A 15883-nucleotide genomic window follows, 5' to 3' on the forward strand; every position below is an offset into this window, starting at 1 on the left:
GACCGACGGCCACGACCACCGCGCCAGGGGCGACGCGGGCGGCAGATCGCCCGCGTCGCCCCTGGTCCTGGTTCGGATCAGATGGGGCCGGTCAGCCAGTCGTCACGGCGGTGTCGTCGATGACGAAGCTGGTCTGGAGCGAGGAGTCCTCGACTCCGGTGAACTTCAGGGTCACGGTGCTGCCCGCGAGCGACCCGAGGCTGAAGGACTTCTGTACATAGCCGCTGGCCGCGTTGAGGTTGGAGTAGGTGGCCAGGGTGGTCGACCCGGCGGTGACCGTCAGCTTGTCGTACTGGGTGCTGGTGGAGGTCTCGGCCGTGTCGACGTGCAGATAGAAGGTGAACGTGGTGTTGGTGCAGCCGCTCGGGATCGTCACCGACTGCGACAGCGTGTCGGTGTGGGTCGAGCCGTAGCCGTCGAGCCAGGCCTTGTAGGAGCCGGTGCGGGCCGCCTGGCTGCTGGAGCTGGTGATCACACCGCTCGACGCCGTCCAGGTGGTGTTGCCCGACTCGAAGCCCGCGTTGCCGAGGAGCTGGGTCGAGGTGCAGGAGCCGCTGCCGGAGGAGCTGACCGTCCAGGTGAAGGACGCGGTGCCGGTCGCGCCGGTGCTGTCGGTCACGGTGACGGTGGTGCTGTAGCTGCCTGCCGTGGTCGGGGTGCCGGAGATGACACCGGTGGAGCTGCTGATGGACAGGCCGGTGGGCAGGCCGGTCGCGGCGTAGGTCAGCGAGCCGCTGTTGGTGCTGCTCGCCGAGATCTGCAGGCTCACGGCGGTGCCGACGGTCGAGGACTGGCTGCCCGGGTTGGTGACCGTCACGCCGGTCGACGGGACGGTGATGTGGCTGCCGACGTTGATGCCGGCGAAGGCGTTGCCGACACCCGCGTACTGCGTGGAGCTGGTGCCGTACAGGGCGGCCGCGGCGTTGAGGGCGGCTGTGCGGGCCCCGGAGTACGTGGTGCTCGACGTCATGTACGTCGTGAGCGCCTTGTACCAGATCTGCAGGGCGGCGGCCCGGCCGATGCCCGCGACGGCGACGCCGTCGGAGGTCGGGCTGTTGTAGGTGACGCCGTTGATGGTCTTGGAGCCGCTGCCCTCGGAGAGCAGGTAGAACATGTGGTTCGCCGGGCCCGAGGAGTAGTGGACGTCCAGGTTGCCGACGCCGGAGTACCAGCTGTCGGCGGAGCCGCCGTCCTTGTCGGGCTCGTCCATGTAACGCAGCGGCGTGCCGTCACCGTTGATGTCGATCTTCTCACCGATGAGGTAGTCACCGACGTCGGTGGAGTTGGCCGCGTAGAACTCCACGCCCGTGCCGAAGATGTCGGAGGTCGCCTCGTTGAGGCCGCCGGACTCGCCGGTGTAGTTCAGGTTCGCGGTGTTGGAGGTGACGCCGTGCGTCATCTCGTGACCGGCCACGTCCAGCGAGGTCAGCGCGTGGGTGCCGCCGGAGCCGTCGCCGTAGGTCATGCAGAAGCAGTCGTCGTCCCAGAAGGCGTTGACGTACGCCGAGCTGTAGTGGACGCGCGAGTAGGCGGCCACGCCGTCGTTCTTGATGCCGCTTCGGCCGAAGGTGTTCTTGTAGAAGTCCCAGGTGGTCTGGGCGCCGAAGTGGGCGTCGACACCGGCGGTCTGCGTGTTGGAGCCGGAGCCGGTGCCCCAGGTGTCGTCGGTGTCGGTCATCAGGGTGCCGGTGCCCGACGTGCCGTTGTTCAGGCTGTACGTCTTGTGGGTGCCCCGTGTGGTGTCGTTCAGCTGGTACGTCGAGCCGGACAGCGTGGTGCCGATGGTGACGGTGCCGCTGTACTGGCTGTTGCCGGTACCGGTCTTGATGGCCTGGTACTGGTAGAGCTTCTCCCCCGTCGTGGCGTCCGTGACGACGTGCAGCTGGCTGGGGGTGCCGTCGTCCTGGAGGCCGCCGATCACCGTCTCCCAGGCGAGCGTCGGGGTGCCCTTGCCCGCCCAGATCACCTTGCGGGCGCTGTCGGTGGTGGGCTTCTCCGCGTCCAGGGCCTTGGCCGCCTTGAGGGCCTTGGTCTCGGCGGCCGACTTGGTGAAGGTCGCGCTGGTGGAGGGGACCTTGATGGTGCGCTTGCTGTTGAAGGTGGTACTCACCGTGCCGGCGGCGAGGGAGGCCGGCGGGGTGTGTACGACGAGGTCGCCGCCGAGGACCGGCAGACCGGCGTAGGTGCGCTCGTACCGCGTGTGGAGCGTGCCGTCCTTGTCCTTGACGACGTCCTTGACGACCAGCTTCTCCTTCGCCCCGAGGCCGAGGGAGTCGGCCGTCGCCACGGTCTGCTTGGATGCCTTCTTCAGCAGCGCCGTGTGCTGGGCCGGGGTGAGCTCGGCCTGCAGTCCCCCGGTGCGCAGGGGACTGGGGTGGGGAGCGGGCTTGGCGGCCGCGGGGACCGCCTGTACACCGAGGGCCAGGAGCGCCGCGGTGGCCGCGAGGGCTCCGGCTGCGGCCGCCTGAGGGGGGATACGTCTCACTCTTGCTCCTACTGCGACGGCCGCGCGCCGGCGGCCGGTGACAGACCGGGCAGACGGGTCGTGCTGTCCGGGACGAGCTGAGCCGTGCGGTGTGGGGGGCTCCCGACCATGTGCAGACCGCGTGCGGCCTGCGCGGAAGGTGGGGGAACAATGACAGCATTGACCGAGACATGTCATTCACTTGAAGGCCTTTCGAGGGCCATTCGAGGGTTATCCCTCTACGCCACGCGGTGACCTGTGCGTTTGCTGTGCGACACCGCGTGGCGACGGTCAGCGTCCGCCCGTCGCCCGCTGCTGCCGCAACGCGGCCACCCTCCGGTACAGCTGCACCGCCTCCCCGCCCCGGCCGAGTTGCTCCAGACAGTGGGCCTCGTCGTTGCGGCTGGCGAGGGCGTCGGGGTGGTCGGCGCCGAGGACGCGCTCACGGGCGTCGGCCACACTGCGGTACTCGGCGAGGGCGTCGGCCCAGCGGCCGAGCCAGCCGAGACCGACGGCGACCTCGCGGCGGCTGACGAGGGTGTCCGGGTGGTCGGCGCCGAGGACGCGCTCACGCAGGGCGCACACGTCCCGGGACTCGGCGAGGGCCTCCTCCCAGCGGCCGAGCCGGCCGAGGTTGACGCCGAGGCCGTGGCGGGCGCGCAGGGTCTCGGGGTGGGCGGGGCCGTGGACGCGGGTACGGTCGTCGACCAGGGCCCGGTAGAGGGTCAGCGCGTCGGCGCTGCGGCCGAGCCTGCCGAGGCTGATGCCGACCTCGTAGCGGGCGGCGAGGGTGTCCGGATGGTCGGGGCCGAGGGCCTGCGCACGGGCCTCGGCGACCTCCTGGTAGGTCTGGAGCGCCTCGGGCCAGCGCCCCAACTGGCCTAGTGCGTACGCCACTTCATATCGGGTGACGAGCGTGTCGGGGTGGTTGGCGCCAAGGACGCGGGCCCGCGCGGCGGCCACTTCGCTCGCCATGCGGTACGAGTCCTCCAGCCGCCCGAGCCTGCTGAGGTTGTAGGCGAGGTTGTGCCGGCAGCGCAGGGTGTCCGGGTGATCGGGGCCCATGGCGCGCTGACGGGCGGCGAGCACGGACGTGTAGGCCTGGTGGGCCTCGAAGTGGCGGCCCAACTGGCCCAGCACGTATGCCATTTCCTGACGGGCGGCGAGCGTGTCGGGGTGCTCGGGGCCGAGAACGCGCTCCCTGGCACTGGCCACATGGGCGAACTCGCGCAGTGCGTCGGCCGGGCGGTCGGTGCGGCTGAGGGTGAAGCCGACCTCGAAGCGGCTGGCGAGGGTGTCGGGATGGTCGGGGCCGAGAGCGTGCTCGCGTTCGGCGGCGACCGCGCGGTGCACCTCGCCGGCCTCCGTCCAGCGGCCGAGCCGCCCGAGGCTGAGCCCGGCGTTGTGCCGCCCGGCCAGCGTGGTGATCAACTGTGGTGGCGGGGTGGGCCGTTCGACGCGTACGGGTTCCTCGGCGCGGCCTGCGGCGGGGCGGGCGATCCACTCGCCGGTGAGCCCGGCGGAGGCGTCCGGCGGGGTGGTGCGCAGTCCGGCGCCGGTGGCCTTGTGGCCGGTGGTCATGCCCCGGGTCCAGGACGGCAGGCGGCGTTCGCGGCCGGGTGGCCGATCGGGGCGCGGGCGGGCCTTGGGCCCCACAGGGGGCGAGGCGGCCGTGGGGACGTACGCCGGTGTCCCGGCGCGCCCCTCGCCGATCCTGCGGCCCAGCTCGCGGGCGTCCTGCGGCCGTTCCTCCGGCTGTTTGGCCAGCAGGTCCAGGATGATCCGGTCGAGGTACTCGGGCAGCTCGTCCCGGTGACCGCTCGGTGGCCGGGGCTCGGTGTCGCGGTGGCCCAGCAGGACCGCCCAGGCGTCGTCGAGGTCGAACGGCGGCACCCCGGTGGCGATTTCGTACAGCACGCATCCGAAGGAGTACAGGTCGCTGCGCTGGTCGACCTGGCCGCCGCTGATCTGCTCCGGCGACATGTAGTGCGGGGTGCCCATCGCGATGCCGGTGCCGGTGAGCCGTGAGGTGAAGCTGACGTCATGGCCGAGCCGGGCGATCCCGAAGTCGCAGATCTTCACCGTGCCGTCGCCGAGCCGCATGATGTTGGCGGGTTTCAAGTCGCGGTGCACGATGCCCTGTTGATGGGTGTAGGCGAGCGCGGAGGCCACCTGGTCGGCGATCTCGACGACATCGGCGACCGGCAGCGGATGGTGTTTGTTGTCCTCCAGGACCTGGCTGAGGTTGCGGCCCTCCAGCAGCTCCATCACGAGGAACAGCACCCCGTCGCACTCGCCGAAGTCGTGGACGACGGTCACGCCCCGGTGCTGGAGCGCGGCCGCCACGCGGGCCTCGCGCCGAAAGCGTTCCCGCAGGACACCGGTGAAGGACTGCTCGGGCTGAGTGTTGATGGGCTTGAGGCACTTGACCGCCACCCGCCGGCCCAGCAACTCGTCTCTCGCGCGCCAGACCTCGCCCATCCCACCGCGCCCGATCAGTTCGAGCAGCCGGTACCGGTCCTGGATCAGCCTGGTGTCCGCCATCGCCAACGATCGCCCCCCCGTCCGTACGGACCCGCCCTCCCCTGGCCTGTCCAGTATGGCGACCTATGGTCCGACTTTGTACGGTGCCGGGCGTGCGCCGGGGCCGAGCCGTGACATGGCGCGGAGAATGTGTTTGGGCGGGAGTTGCCAGCGCAGACCTGCGGGAACAGCGCGCAGCAGGGTGCCGGTGCGCCGCAGGCGCCGGGTGACCACGGCGGGCGGCGGTGCCGGTCTGCCGTACAACTCATGGGCGTACGGTGGCAGGGAGGCGTACGCCAGGTTCGACACGCGCCGCCACAGCGCCTCGCGTGCCGGGACGAGCAACGGGTGCGTCGGCGGTCTGCGCAGGAAGTCGTCCACCTCCCGCGCCTCGGGCCCGGAGGCCAGCTCCGGCCGCGCCTTCTCGAAGTACGCGGCCAACTCGGCCTGGTCGCCCGGTACTTCGTCGGGGTCGAGGCCGACCAGCCGGGCGCCGACCCGGTGTTCGCCGATGTACCGGTCAGCCGCGGTGTCGCCGATCGGGTAGCCGGAGCGGCGCAGGATGTGCAGATAGGAGTCGATCTCGGCGCAGTGCACCCACAGCAGGAGTTCGGGTTCGTCGACGCCGTACCGCTCCCCCGTGTGCGGGTCGACCGCCGACAGCATGCTGTGGATCTTCCGGACACGGGCCCCGGCCCGCTCGGCGGCCTCCGTGGTGCCGTATGTGATCGTGCCGACGAAATTCGCCGTGCGCATCAGCCGGCCCCAGGCGTCGCGCCGGAAGTCGGAGTTCTGCATGACGCCGCGCACCGCGCGCGGGTGCAGGGCCTGGAGGTAGAGCGCGCGGATCCCGGCGACCCACATCATGGGGTCGCCGTGCACCTGCCAGGTCACCGAGTCGGGGCCGAAGAGGCCTGGGTCGGCTATGACAGGCTCAGCGGGCGCGTCCATCCCGTCAGTGTGACCGGTCTTTCCTTCTGGCAGCAATAAGCGCCTCTGACCTGCGGTGATGCCATCAAGCGTCCGTGGCCTCCCTCACAGATCAACAGGGACGGCATCCAGGGCAGGACGGGGACCGCGTGGGAGGCACTGGCAGGTGTGGGCCTTCGGACCGGCTGGGGCCGGCGCATGGGTCACTGTTGCTGGGCTCCGTCCAGGCCCCTCCTACCACCCGTCCGATACGAGGCAGAGCCGGCGCCCTCCGACGCGGTGTACTACCGGGCCGCGCGACAGGCCGGGCGGCGGGGCAGACGAGGCGAGCAGGGTGCCCCGCCGCTCGCCTCGTCTGCGCCTCGCTCAAGGCAAGGCAGCGTTCCGTCAGCCACCTGCTCGAACTCCCCAAGGCGATGGCCAGTTGCGCGCGCCTTGCGGGATACGCCGCCGCCTTACTCGACTTCCGTGGCGCTCGTTTCATCGGTCTCGGGCACTTCGCCGGCCTGAGAAGGTGTTCGGGCGGCGATGGCGTCCACGCTGCCGTCTTCGCGCTGCTTTTGCAGGGCGAGTTCCCTGGCCGTCTTCTCAGAATGCAGCCTCATCTCTGCCTCTGTCCGGAGATCGAACACCGTTTCCTCCTGTGGGTTGGGCCCGCTGCGATCGATGCGGGAATGGGGGGCGCCGTCCGTCGCCCGACACGGGGGCGGGGCGAGGGGGCGGCGGTGAATGAGTGGTGCACGCCTGCTGAGAGGTCGGGCATGTCCGCAGGTCGCGCATGCGAAAGAGTGGCCGATCAGATTCCGAGACGGGACGGCGCTCGCGCTTACAGCTCCGAACGCCTCACGGCCGTATGGCGCTAAAAGCGGTAGGCCCCGTGCTGCGGGAGCGAGCGTGCCGACATGCGTTCGGAATCGTGTGGAATCCCTCGCCGCACCATGGTCACACCCCCAGCGATGTCTTGGGCCAGGCCACATGCCTGTAACCGCTTCAACGCGTTCACGGCCGCCCGCTTGGCGACCGAGAACGGCTCTTTACCCGGACATTACCTTACTGCTGCGGGTTGAGTCACGATCACATCACTGTTCCACACAGGTAATTGGCGAAATGTTCACCGGGATACGCCCTGCCAGGCCGCACCGGCGACATCGGCGGCCTCCGCGAGGCCCGCGCCACTCGCGCGGTGAACAGCTACCTGGCCACGGGCCGCCTGCCCGCCGCCGACGTCACCTGCCGCGCGTAGCCCCGCAGGACGGCGCGCCTGCCCCGGCTCAGGGGCTCGGGCGGCGGTACGGTTCGGCATCCGCGGAGTGTCACGCCCGGCGGCGCTTGGCTCCGACGACATGGGCGAGACCCCACGCGGTGGCTGCGGCGACCACGAGGCCGAGCGGGGAGAACCAGTCGACTCCGCCGTCGATTTCGCTGGTCCACCACGCCTTGGCCGGGAAGAAGGGCTCGTAGCTCAGCAAGTCCCAGGCGGCGGTGGGTGTTTCCTCGACGGCCACGATGAGGGGGAGGGAGTTGGTGTAACCGAAGAAGGCGCCGAGCACGGCGACGACGGCCGCGCCGATCCGGGCACCGCTGCTGCGGCCGCCCACCAGGCCGACCAGGGAGCCGACGATCGCTCCGTTGAGCAGTGCGTGACCCACGTAGAGGACGTTGGCCGTGGTGATCGACTGGTCCTTGTACGTGGCCACGTTGACGCCTGCGTAGAGCAGCGAGACGAGAACCGAGACGCCGAAACCGAGGAGGACCGCGCCGACCGGATGACCGCCCCTGTTCGGCCGCTGTCCGATGGGCCCCGGCTGGAACGGCGGTGTCGGCTGGAACGGTGGCGCCGGGTGCATCGAGGGCTGCCCAGGGACGGGCGGCGGTCCGTACGCGGGTTGCTGCTGAGGCGGGACGGGCCCGCTGTACGGGTTGTAGGGATTCTGCTGTGGCTGCGCGGGCGGTGGTGGTGGCTGGTTCATCGTTGTCCCCCGGGGTGAACTGGCAGGATCAGCAAGCTATCAGTGAGATCGGCGGAGACCGTCGGAACCGGGGGCGGGCCTTGTGAAGGGCGTGCGACAGCGTGCCGCCCAGTGCGGCGCCGGACATCTGACAGCGACTGCGGACGCACGAGCGCGCCGTCGGAGACCGCGGTGGGTACTCCGGCGCCGCCGAGTGGCAGGGCACCGCTGCCCGGGCGCACCCGGTTCGAGATGGTGGCTGACCTCGTGCGCGGCCGATGGCGGGATGATGGGCGGTATGCACATCCGTATCGAAGCCGTCGACCTGCCCGGCCTCACCTGCCCGGCCCCCGTCGACGGCAACGTCCCCGAGTACACCAACATCCACGTCGCCGTGCAGCGCCGCGACCGTCCGGGCGAAGTCCTCGATCCGCAACCCGGCGACGCACCGTCCGCGACCTGGACTCTGGAGTGCACCACGAGCGCCTCGCCGACCGGCACAGATGTCAAAGGCCCCTATGTGCAGGACCGTCTGGGCCGACGGTTCGTCTATCTGTCATGGGGCACGGTCGACGAATCGGGCACCTTCACGATGTTCCGCCGTGCCAAGCTCATGATCGACGCCGTCCCCGCCGACGTACTCTCCGCCGCCGCACGCGACGGGCTGCTGGTCGGACGCCTCGGCCTGACCGACGCGCGCGGCGGACCCCTGTGCGCACGCGTCGAGCCCCCGCACATCACCTGGACCGCCGGACGCGTCGGCTAGGACTTGTCCGGCCGATCAAGTGACTGGTCCGTGTCCGGGTCGTTCGTGTGGGCACGGGCGAAGGGATGGTGATCGCGGCGCTCAGTCCACCGAGTGTGTCGCTGGGAAGTTCCCGGTCGGAATCGGGCAGCTCGGGGGGCTGCTCCCGGTCGTTCACCTCTCTGAGTGTCGCGGCGGACGGCGGTCCGAGGGAGGCGGCTCCCCCGATCTCGCCGTCGCGGAGGATGCTCAGTCGAGACAGAACTCGTTGCCCTCGATGTCCTGCATCAGGATGCACGACTCGTTGTCGTCGTCGGCAAGCAGCGTTCGCACGTGTACCGCACCGAGCGCGACCAGTCGGGCGCATTCGGCCTCCAGTGTGGCGAGGCGCTCTTCACCCACGAGTCCGGTGCCGGCGCGCACATCGAGATGCACCCGATTCTTGACGATCTTCCCTTCGGGAACGCGCTGGAAGAGCAGGCGCGGGCCCACACCCGAGGGATCACTGCATGCGAAGTAGGTGACCTGATCCTCAGGCGGCAGCGAGCGATGGTAGTCCTCCCAAGTGGCAAAGCCATTCGGGACCGGCGCGACGACGTACCCCAACACCTCGCACCAAAAACCGGCGAGGCGCGCAGGTTCCGCGCAGTCGAAGGTGACTTGGAACTGCTTGATCGATGACATCGGCGCACCATACCAAGGGGACTCTGTTACCCATCTCCCCAGGTGGATCCGCATGCTGTCGGGAGGACGGCCCCTGCTGGCCGCTGCGTTGTCGGGGTGGTCGCAAGGGGTGGACCGACGTCGATGCCTCCACAGGTTGCCCGTCGTTCCGGACCAAACCGCGGCCACGGCCCTCGTCGCGTTTCCCGACGGCAGCAGCCTGCCGAGCCTGGACCGCACCTTCAGAGACCAAACGATCAGGTTCGAAAGGCGGATGACGTCTCAGTGCCTGCGAACTGACAGTGATCGGCCGCAAAAAGAGACTAGCGGCGATGTACTCCTTCGCGATCCGGCATCCAGTCAGACGGCCTGAAGTGCTTCGGGAACGAGGTCTTCAAGGGTTGGATATCCGTCCACGGCCATGATCAGGTCCGCTTCAGCAAGCAGGGCACGTAGGACGTGGACGATCCCATCGGTGCCGCCCAGTGCGCATCCGTAGGCATAGGGCCGACCGATGCCGACCGCACTCGCGCCCAGTGCGAGCGCCTTGACGACGTCGGCACCGCTACGGACGCCGGAGTCGAAGAGGACCGGCAGTCCGTCGGCGGCCTCGACCACGGCGGGCAGGACGTTCAGGGCGGGGAGGCCGCCGTTGGCCTGTCGGCCGCCGTGGTTGGAACAGTAGATGGCGTCCACGCCTGCGTCGCGCGCGCGGCGGGCGTCCTCGGGATGGCAAATGCCTTTGACGATCAGGGGCAGATCGGTCAGCGAGCGCAGCCAGCCGAGGTCCTTCCAGGTGAGCGGGTTGCCGAAGATCTGGGTCCAGTGGAGGATCGCGGCCTGCGGGTCATCCTCGGGAGGCCGGTTCAGGCCGGCCCGAAAGACGGGGTCGCTGGTGTAGTTCGCCAGGCAGTGGCCTCTCAGTTGCGGGAAGTTGGACGTCGCGAGGTCCCGCGGGCGCCAGCCGGTGATCCACGTGTCGAGCGTGACGACGATTCCCTTGTAGCCGACGCGTTCGGCGCGGTGTACGAGGCTTTCGGCGAGTCCCCGGTCGGTCGGGGTGTAGAGCTGGAAGAAACCCGGGGTGTCGCCGAGTTCGTCCGCCACGCGCTCCATCGGGTCGACGGACAGCGTGGACGCGATCATGGGAACTCCCGTACGTGCGGCGGCGCGAGCCGTTGCCAGATCGCCGTGTCCGTCCTGGGCGCACAGGCCGATGACGCCGATCGGGGCGAGGAACACCGGCGATGGGAGGGTCATCCCGAACATCTCCACGGTCAGGTCGCGTTGGGAGGCGCCCACGAACATGCGTGGGATCAGGCCCCAACGCCCGAAGGCGGCGATGTTGGCCCGCTGGGTGTGCTCGTCTCCCGCACCACCCGCGACGTAGGACCACACCGACGGCGGCAGCGCGGCCTGAGCCCTGGCCTCCAGCTCGGCGAAGTCCATGGGGAAGGAGGGCAGTACACCGCCCAGCCCGTTGAGGTAGATCTCGTTCTGGTAGTCGGCGAACGCCATGTGGACATCCCTTCACTCACGTGCGACGGGTAGACGGTCCTGATGGACGTCCAGAGTGCGACACTGGACGGCAGAGGTCGATGAGACGCAGGATCTCGCTGTGCCAGAGGCACTGGATGCAGGATTCGGACGAGGGGCGCCGTGCTTACCGAAGTGGATCTCGAGCTGATCCATGCCCTTCAGTTGCAGCCTCGCGCGGCATGGGCCGAGCTGGGCCGGACGCTCGGCGTGGACGCGGTCACCACGTCCCGCCGCTTCGGCCGCTTGGCCGACCGGGGCGAAATCTGGGTCGGTGTCTCGCCCGGCCCGAGGCTGTTCGAGCAACTCTGCGTCGCCTTCGCCGAGATCGACTGCACAGCCGGGGCAGCGCTTTCGGTGGCGTCGACGCTGGCCGGCCACCCGCACGCGGTGACCGTAGAGCGCTCCGCGGACACCCACCGGCTCCTCGCGACCCTGGCCACCTCGACGTGGCGGCCATGGGCCACTACACCCTCGACGTCCTGTCCTCGATTCCGGGCATAGCCGCCGTCCGCACGAGGATCGTCACGCACATGTTCACCGAGGGCGGGAGCTGGCAGATCGACGCGCTGGACTCCGCGCAGCGCGCCCGGCTCGTCCCGCCGAGGGGCGAGACACACGCCGACCAAGCCCGCGGTCGCCCCGAGATCACCGCACACGACCGCGTTCTGCTACGCGAATTGCACCGTGACGGCCGCGCCTCGTATCAAGCCCTCGCCAAGGCATCGGACACGACTGCTCCCTCCGTTCGACGACGCCTCGACCGGCTGACCCGGCTCGGCCTGCTGCGCTTCCGCTGCGACTTCGCCCGGCCGCTCGGCGGCTGGCCCGTTGCCGTCACCTTCTGGGCCACGGCACCGGTCAAGGAGTTGTCCGCCATCGGCCACGCCCTCGTCCGCCTGCCGGAAGTGCGCAACTGCGCCGCTGTCACGGGCGACCACAACCTCGTCGTCCAAGCCGTGCTCCACTCGGTCAGCGATGTGCTGCGCCTGGAGAGGCGGCTCTCCGAAACCCATGGCGACCTCACCATCACCGAGCGCACGATGACGCTACGTCACGACAAGCTTCTCGGAAGGATCCTGGACCCCTGCGGCCGCTCGGTCGGCGTCGTACCGCCCGACGTATGGCGCGATCCGAGCAGTGTCTCGGGTTGAGCCGAGGTACGTCGTCGGACGTCAGGAGGCCCGGGGACGGGCGTGCAGGAGCAGGTGGTCGGCGAGCAGCTCCAGCGCCGCCTGGCTGTCGTCGCTGTTGCGGTCGACGAGCCAGGCCATGTTGAGGCCGTCGATCACCGACTGCACGTACCGAGCCAGCACCGGCACCGGCTCCGTCCACTCGATGCCGGCATTGTCGGCAGCCAGTTCGAGCAGGGAGGCAAAGGACCGCAGGAAGATCTCGTACTGCTTCTTGGCCACGTTCTCGAAGCCGACGGTGCGCAGCGCGTACTGCGTGAGCTCATAACTGATCTGGTGCTCGCCGGGGTTGGCCTCGAAGCCCTTCCAGAAGGCATGCAGGCTGTCGAGGACGCTGTCACGGATTTCTTTGTGCGGCGCGAACAGGCCTCGGACCTCGGCGACGTACCGCTCGGTGAGGGTCTCCGTGACGAGTTCGAGCAGGTGCGCCCTGGAGTCGAAGCAGTAATGGAAAGCCCCGAGGGTCATCTCGGCCTCGTTGACGATCGCGCGGGTCGTGGCTTTGGCCACGCCCTCTCGCGCCATGACCCGGATCGCCGCTTCGAGGAGCTCGGCCCTCCGGTCGCTCGCCGCCATGCGGGGCACGCGTACTCCTCTCTTCACCTGCGGTTTCGTTCGCAAGGATAACCAACGTCAGCGAATGGCCCGTACCCGCAGGACGGCGTACCCGCTGAGTGCCGCGGTCCCGGCGGTGATCACGTAGAGGGCTGGGTAACCGCCAAGACCGGCGATGATCACGCCGGCCGCCGGCGGCGCGAACGCCTGGGGTACGAGTGACGCGATGTTCATGAGGCCCGGGTCCTTCGCGCGGGATCCGGCTTCGGGCAGGCGGCGGCCAGCATGCGGTAGGTCTCGGCGGTGTTCAGACCGAATGCGCCGACAGCTGCGATCCCGGCCACGATGCCGACGGCCTGCGGGGCGTACATCGCTCCGGAGATCATGCCCCGTTGCCGCTCGGGCACCTGATCGGCGACGGTGGCGGTCAGTCCTGCGGTGGCGGCGCCGAGGCCGACGGTGCCCCACAGCCACGCCAGGCACAGCCCGATCGGGGTGGTCTGGAGGCCCGCGAGTACGAGGCCGACGGCCGTGACGGCGGCACCGGCGGCCATCCACACCCGGCGCCGACCCCACCTAGAACGCGTCCGGTCGCACAGCGCTCCGCACAGCGGGAGGGTGAGCAGGGATATCAGCGCCGCCGCCCCGGTGATCACGCCGAAGTCCCGGATCTTGTGGGTCGGATCCATCCGTTCGAGTTCGTCAGGCAGGGTCAGCTGGATCGGCACGAATTGAGCTGCCCAGAAGCCCAGCCATACCAGGCTGAAGCGGGCGGTCCAAGCCCGCGAGACCCGTTCGGTCGGCTCCGTGCCGGCCGGTGGCTGCGACGTGTGTGGCTGCGTCTGCGGCAAGGCCGCCGGTGCCTCCTCGTACATGACCGTGGATTCAGTCGAAGAGGTCTGGTTCGAGGCTGGTGATCTGGTCCCACAGCGGCCTGAACTGGAACCAGCCGGGCAGCGGGCCGGCGATCTGCTCCCGTACCGCCCTCGCGGTCTCACGGTCGATCAGCGTCGGGGTGCCCGCGGCCATGGCCAGCAGTTGGGCCTGGCAGCTGCGCTCGAGGGTGATGAAGTACCAGGCGGCTTCGGCGACCGACGCTCCGACGGTCAGCAGACCGTGGTTCTGCAGGATCACCGCCTTCTGGTCGCCGAGGGCGATGCCGATGCGTCGGCCTTCCTCGGTGTCGTTGACCACGCCCCGATAGTCGCTGTAGATGCCGTGGTCCTCGTAGAAGGCGCAGGCGTCCTGGGTGATCGGCTCGAGCGGGACGCCGAGGCTGGAGAAGGACTTGCCGTGAAGTGAGTGCGTGTGCGCTGCGGCGACCACGTCGGGGCGGGCCCGGTGCACCTCGGAGTGGATGCAGAACGCGGCCCGGTTGACGGGGCGGCGGCCTTCGACGACCCGGCCGGCGTGGTCGACGAGGATCAGGTCGGAGACCTTGATCTGGGAGAAGTGCATGCCGAACGGGTTCACCCAGAACCATTCGGGGTTCTCCGGGTCCCGGGCGGTGATGTGACCGGCCACTCCTTCGGAGAAGCCGAACCGGGCGAAGAGCCGGAAGGCGGCGGCCAACTCCTGCTTGCGCACCTCCCGCTCCTCCTCGACGCTCAGGTCGGTTCGCGGCAGCGGGAGTTCGAGTCCGTCCGGCAGCGGGCCGACGGATGCCTTCTGCTGTTCGGTCAGTTCGATTGTCATCGGGGTCCCTTCGAGGGTGAGTGGGAATGGGAAGGGGTGAGATCTCAGCGGGAGCGGAGCCGTCCGTTGAGAAGGTCGACGAGTCGTAGGACGAACCGGTAGCCGCTCGGCCGGAACGGCATCATGTGAACGTCGCGGCGCAGTGGGTGCTTGTTGACCATGACCGACTGGATCCTGGTGTACTTGCGAATGCCTTCGCCGCCGTGGCGCACGCCGAGCCCGGACTGTCGCCAGCCACCCATGGGCAGGCCGAGCGCGAGGTAGTTGGACTGGGTGTCGTTGACCGTGACGGCGCCGACTCGCAGCCTGGCCGCGATGGCACGGGCGAGCCGTGTGTCACGGGTGACGATGGAGGCCTGGAGGCCGTACTCGCTGTCGTTGATCAGACGGACGGCTTCCTCGACATTCCCGACCTTCATGATCGGCAGGGTGGGTCCGAAGGTCTCCTCGCGCATGCAGCGCATGGAGTGGTCGACGTCGACGATGACGGTCGGCGGATAGAAGCGACCGGGGCCGTCGAGAGGTCGGCCGCCGGTGAGGACCCGTGCGCCGTGATCGACGGCGTCCTGAACGTGCTCATTGATGACGTCCAACTGCGGCGGGTAGGTGACGGCGCCGATGTCGGCGGTGCCGAATCCGTCGGGCCGGCCCACCGTGAGCTGTTCCGTCAGTTCTCGTACGCGGGTGACGAACTCCTCGTAGAGCGGCGCCTCGACGTAGACCCGCTCGATGGAGGTGCAGGTCTGTCCGGCGTTGAAGAAGGCTCCGTGTACGGCGACGTTCACCGCACGGTCCAGCGGGGCGTCGGCGAGCACCAGCAGGGCATCCTTGCCGCCGAGTTCGAGAGAGCTGGGGACCAGGCGCTCGGCCGCGCGGGCCGCGACCTTGCGACCGGTGGCGGTGGAGCCGGTGAACATCACGAAGTCGGCCTCGTCGGCCAGGGCACGGCCGGTGGCCCCCGCGCCGGGAATCACCTGGAAGACGCCGGTCGGGTAACCACAGCCGCGGATCATCTCGCGCATCAGAAGACCGGTCAGCGGGGTCTCCTCCGACGGCTTGAGAACCACGGAGTTCCCGGCGGCGAGCGCGGGGATGGCGTCGCCGAAGGAGTTGACGAGGGGGTTGTTCCAGGGGCCGATCACTCCGACGACGCCGACCGGCTCGCGGCGCGTGTACATGGTGCGGCCGAGGACGAACGGAGACAGGGACCGCACCCGGCGCGTGCGCAGATGGGCCGGAGCGGTGCGCGCCCAGTAGGCGAGCGCCGTGACCATGTAGACGAACTCGACGACGGCTTCCTCGCGGGCTTTGCCCGTCTCACCGACGATCGTGTCGATCACACGGTCGCGGTTGTCGAGCAGCCAGCGCCGACTGGTGGCGAAGACGGCACGACGGCCGCGGAAGCCGAGGGCAAGCCAGGTGGGCTGGGCGGCGCGGGCCAACTTCACCGCCGCGCGTACTTCGGCCGGGTCCGTGACGGGGACGTCGGCGAGCTGTTCTCCCGTCGCGGGGTCCAGGACGGGCAGCGATTCCTCTCCCCGGTCAGTCGGAGTGGGGCGGTCTTCGATGGGCACGGCCATGGGCTCTCCAGCCGTCACTGAGGGTGGGTGTTCGCCCCAGCATGGAGATC

Annotated in this window: 16 protein-coding genes; 4 read left to right on the forward strand and 12 right to left on the reverse strand. The window is 69.4% G+C overall.

Translation table 11 applies throughout. The annotated features are described in order from the left end of the window. Nucleotides 1-91 precede the first annotated feature (91 nt). The 4 genes from SGFS_RS04270 to SGFS_RS04285 form a co-directional block, all read right to left on the reverse strand. Nucleotides 92-2485: a M4 family metallopeptidase gene (locus SGFS_RS04270; protein WP_286247745.1), complete on the reverse strand. Its 2394-nt coding sequence runs from the start codon at nt 2483-2485 to the stop codon at nt 92-94. A gap of 270 nt (nt 2486-2755) precedes the next feature. After that, complete coding sequence (locus SGFS_RS04275) at nt 2756-5008, reverse strand: serine/threonine-protein kinase (protein ID WP_286247747.1); 2253 nt, start codon at nt 5006-5008, stop codon at nt 2756-2758. A 63-nt stretch (nt 5009-5071) separates the two neighbouring features. Further along, on the reverse strand, nt 5072-5938 hold the full coding sequence (locus SGFS_RS04280; RefSeq protein WP_286247748.1) for an oxygenase MpaB family protein: 867 nt from the start codon (nt 5936-5938) through the stop codon (nt 5072-5074). 434 nt (nt 5939-6372) lie between these two features. Further along, nucleotides 6373-6549, reverse strand: coding sequence for a hypothetical protein (locus SGFS_RS04285; protein WP_286247749.1), 177 nt, complete (start codon nt 6547-6549; stop codon nt 6373-6375). A gap of 467 nt (nt 6550-7016) precedes the next feature. On the opposite strand from SGFS_RS04285, the gene SGFS_RS04290 reads away from it, so the two are divergent. Beyond that, nucleotides 7017-7160: a hypothetical protein gene (locus SGFS_RS04290; protein WP_286247750.1), complete on the forward strand. Its 144-nt coding sequence runs from the start codon at nt 7017-7019 to the stop codon at nt 7158-7160. 70 nt (nt 7161-7230) lie between these two features. Here SGFS_RS04290 and SGFS_RS04295 read toward each other — a convergent pair whose 3' ends face one another. Further along, nucleotides 7231-7887, reverse strand: coding sequence for a hypothetical protein (locus SGFS_RS04295; protein WP_286247751.1), 657 nt, complete (start codon nt 7885-7887; stop codon nt 7231-7233). A gap of 277 nt (nt 7888-8164) precedes the next feature. Between SGFS_RS04295 and SGFS_RS04300 the strand changes: the two genes are divergently transcribed. Further along, entirely contained in the window at nt 8165-8632 is a 468-nt protein-coding gene (locus SGFS_RS04300; protein ID WP_286247753.1) for a DUF5990 family protein, read from the forward strand. A 228-nt stretch (nt 8633-8860) separates the two neighbouring features. On the opposite strand, the gene SGFS_RS04305 is transcribed toward SGFS_RS04300, so the two are convergent. Both SGFS_RS04305 and SGFS_RS04310 read right to left on the reverse strand, forming a co-directional pair. Next, complete coding sequence (locus SGFS_RS04305) at nt 8861-9295, reverse strand: VOC family protein (RefSeq protein ID WP_286247755.1); 435 nt, start codon at nt 9293-9295, stop codon at nt 8861-8863. Nucleotides 9296-9634: 339 nt separating this feature from the next. After that, nucleotides 9635-10792 (reverse strand): alpha-hydroxy-acid oxidizing protein, encoded by a 1158-nt coding sequence (locus SGFS_RS04310; protein ID WP_286247756.1) that lies wholly within the window; start codon nt 10790-10792, stop codon nt 9635-9637. 141 nt (nt 10793-10933) lie between these two features. Between SGFS_RS04310 and SGFS_RS04315 the strand changes: the two genes are divergently transcribed. Further along, a complete protein-coding gene (locus tag SGFS_RS04315; protein WP_286247757.1) occupies nt 10934-11314 on the forward strand; it encodes an AsnC family protein in 381 nt (126 codons plus the stop codon). After that, the gene (locus SGFS_RS04320; protein ID WP_286247758.1) at nt 11269-11964 is read left to right on the forward strand and encodes an Lrp/AsnC family transcriptional regulator; all 696 of its coding nucleotides are present in this window, start codon (nt 11269-11271) and stop codon (nt 11962-11964) included. Before SGFS_RS04315 ends, SGFS_RS04320 begins: the two co-directional genes overlap by 46 nt. Nucleotides 11965-11985: 21 nt before the next feature. Here the strand turns inward: SGFS_RS04320 and SGFS_RS04325 are convergent, their stop codons facing one another. The 5 genes from SGFS_RS04325 to SGFS_RS04345 are packed head-to-tail and all read right to left on the reverse strand — an operon-like array spanning nt 11986 to nt 15833. After that, on the reverse strand, nt 11986-12579 hold the full coding sequence (locus SGFS_RS04325; RefSeq protein ID WP_286259788.1) for a TetR/AcrR family transcriptional regulator: 594 nt from the start codon (nt 12577-12579) through the stop codon (nt 11986-11988). A gap of 57 nt (nt 12580-12636) precedes the next feature. Continuing rightward, nucleotides 12637-12792, reverse strand: a complete 156-nt coding sequence (locus SGFS_RS04330) for a hypothetical protein (RefSeq protein ID WP_286247759.1) — start codon at nt 12790-12792, stop codon at nt 12637-12639. Further along, nucleotides 12789-13409 carry an MFS transporter gene (locus SGFS_RS04335; RefSeq protein ID WP_286247761.1) on the reverse strand — a complete coding sequence of 207 codons (621 nt, stop codon included), beginning with the start codon at nt 13407-13409 and terminating at the stop codon, nt 12789-12791. The genes SGFS_RS04330 and SGFS_RS04335 overlap by 4 nt, the downstream gene beginning before the upstream one ends. Nucleotides 13410-13443: 34 nt before the next feature. Then, nucleotides 13444-14253, reverse strand: a complete 810-nt coding sequence (locus tag SGFS_RS04340) for a class II aldolase/adducin family protein (RefSeq protein ID WP_286247763.1) — start codon at nt 14251-14253, stop codon at nt 13444-13446. A 44-nt stretch (nt 14254-14297) separates the two neighbouring features. Further along, complete coding sequence (locus tag SGFS_RS04345) at nt 14298-15833, reverse strand: aldehyde dehydrogenase family protein (protein WP_286247765.1); 1536 nt, start codon at nt 15831-15833, stop codon at nt 14298-14300. Between the last annotated feature and the right edge of the window lie 50 nt (nt 15834-15883).

Origin of the sequence: Streptomyces graminofaciens (assembly GCF_030294945.1) — a bacterium.
GTDB classification, from domain to species: Bacteria; Actinomycetota; Actinomycetes; order Streptomycetales; family Streptomycetaceae; genus Streptomyces; species Streptomyces graminofaciens.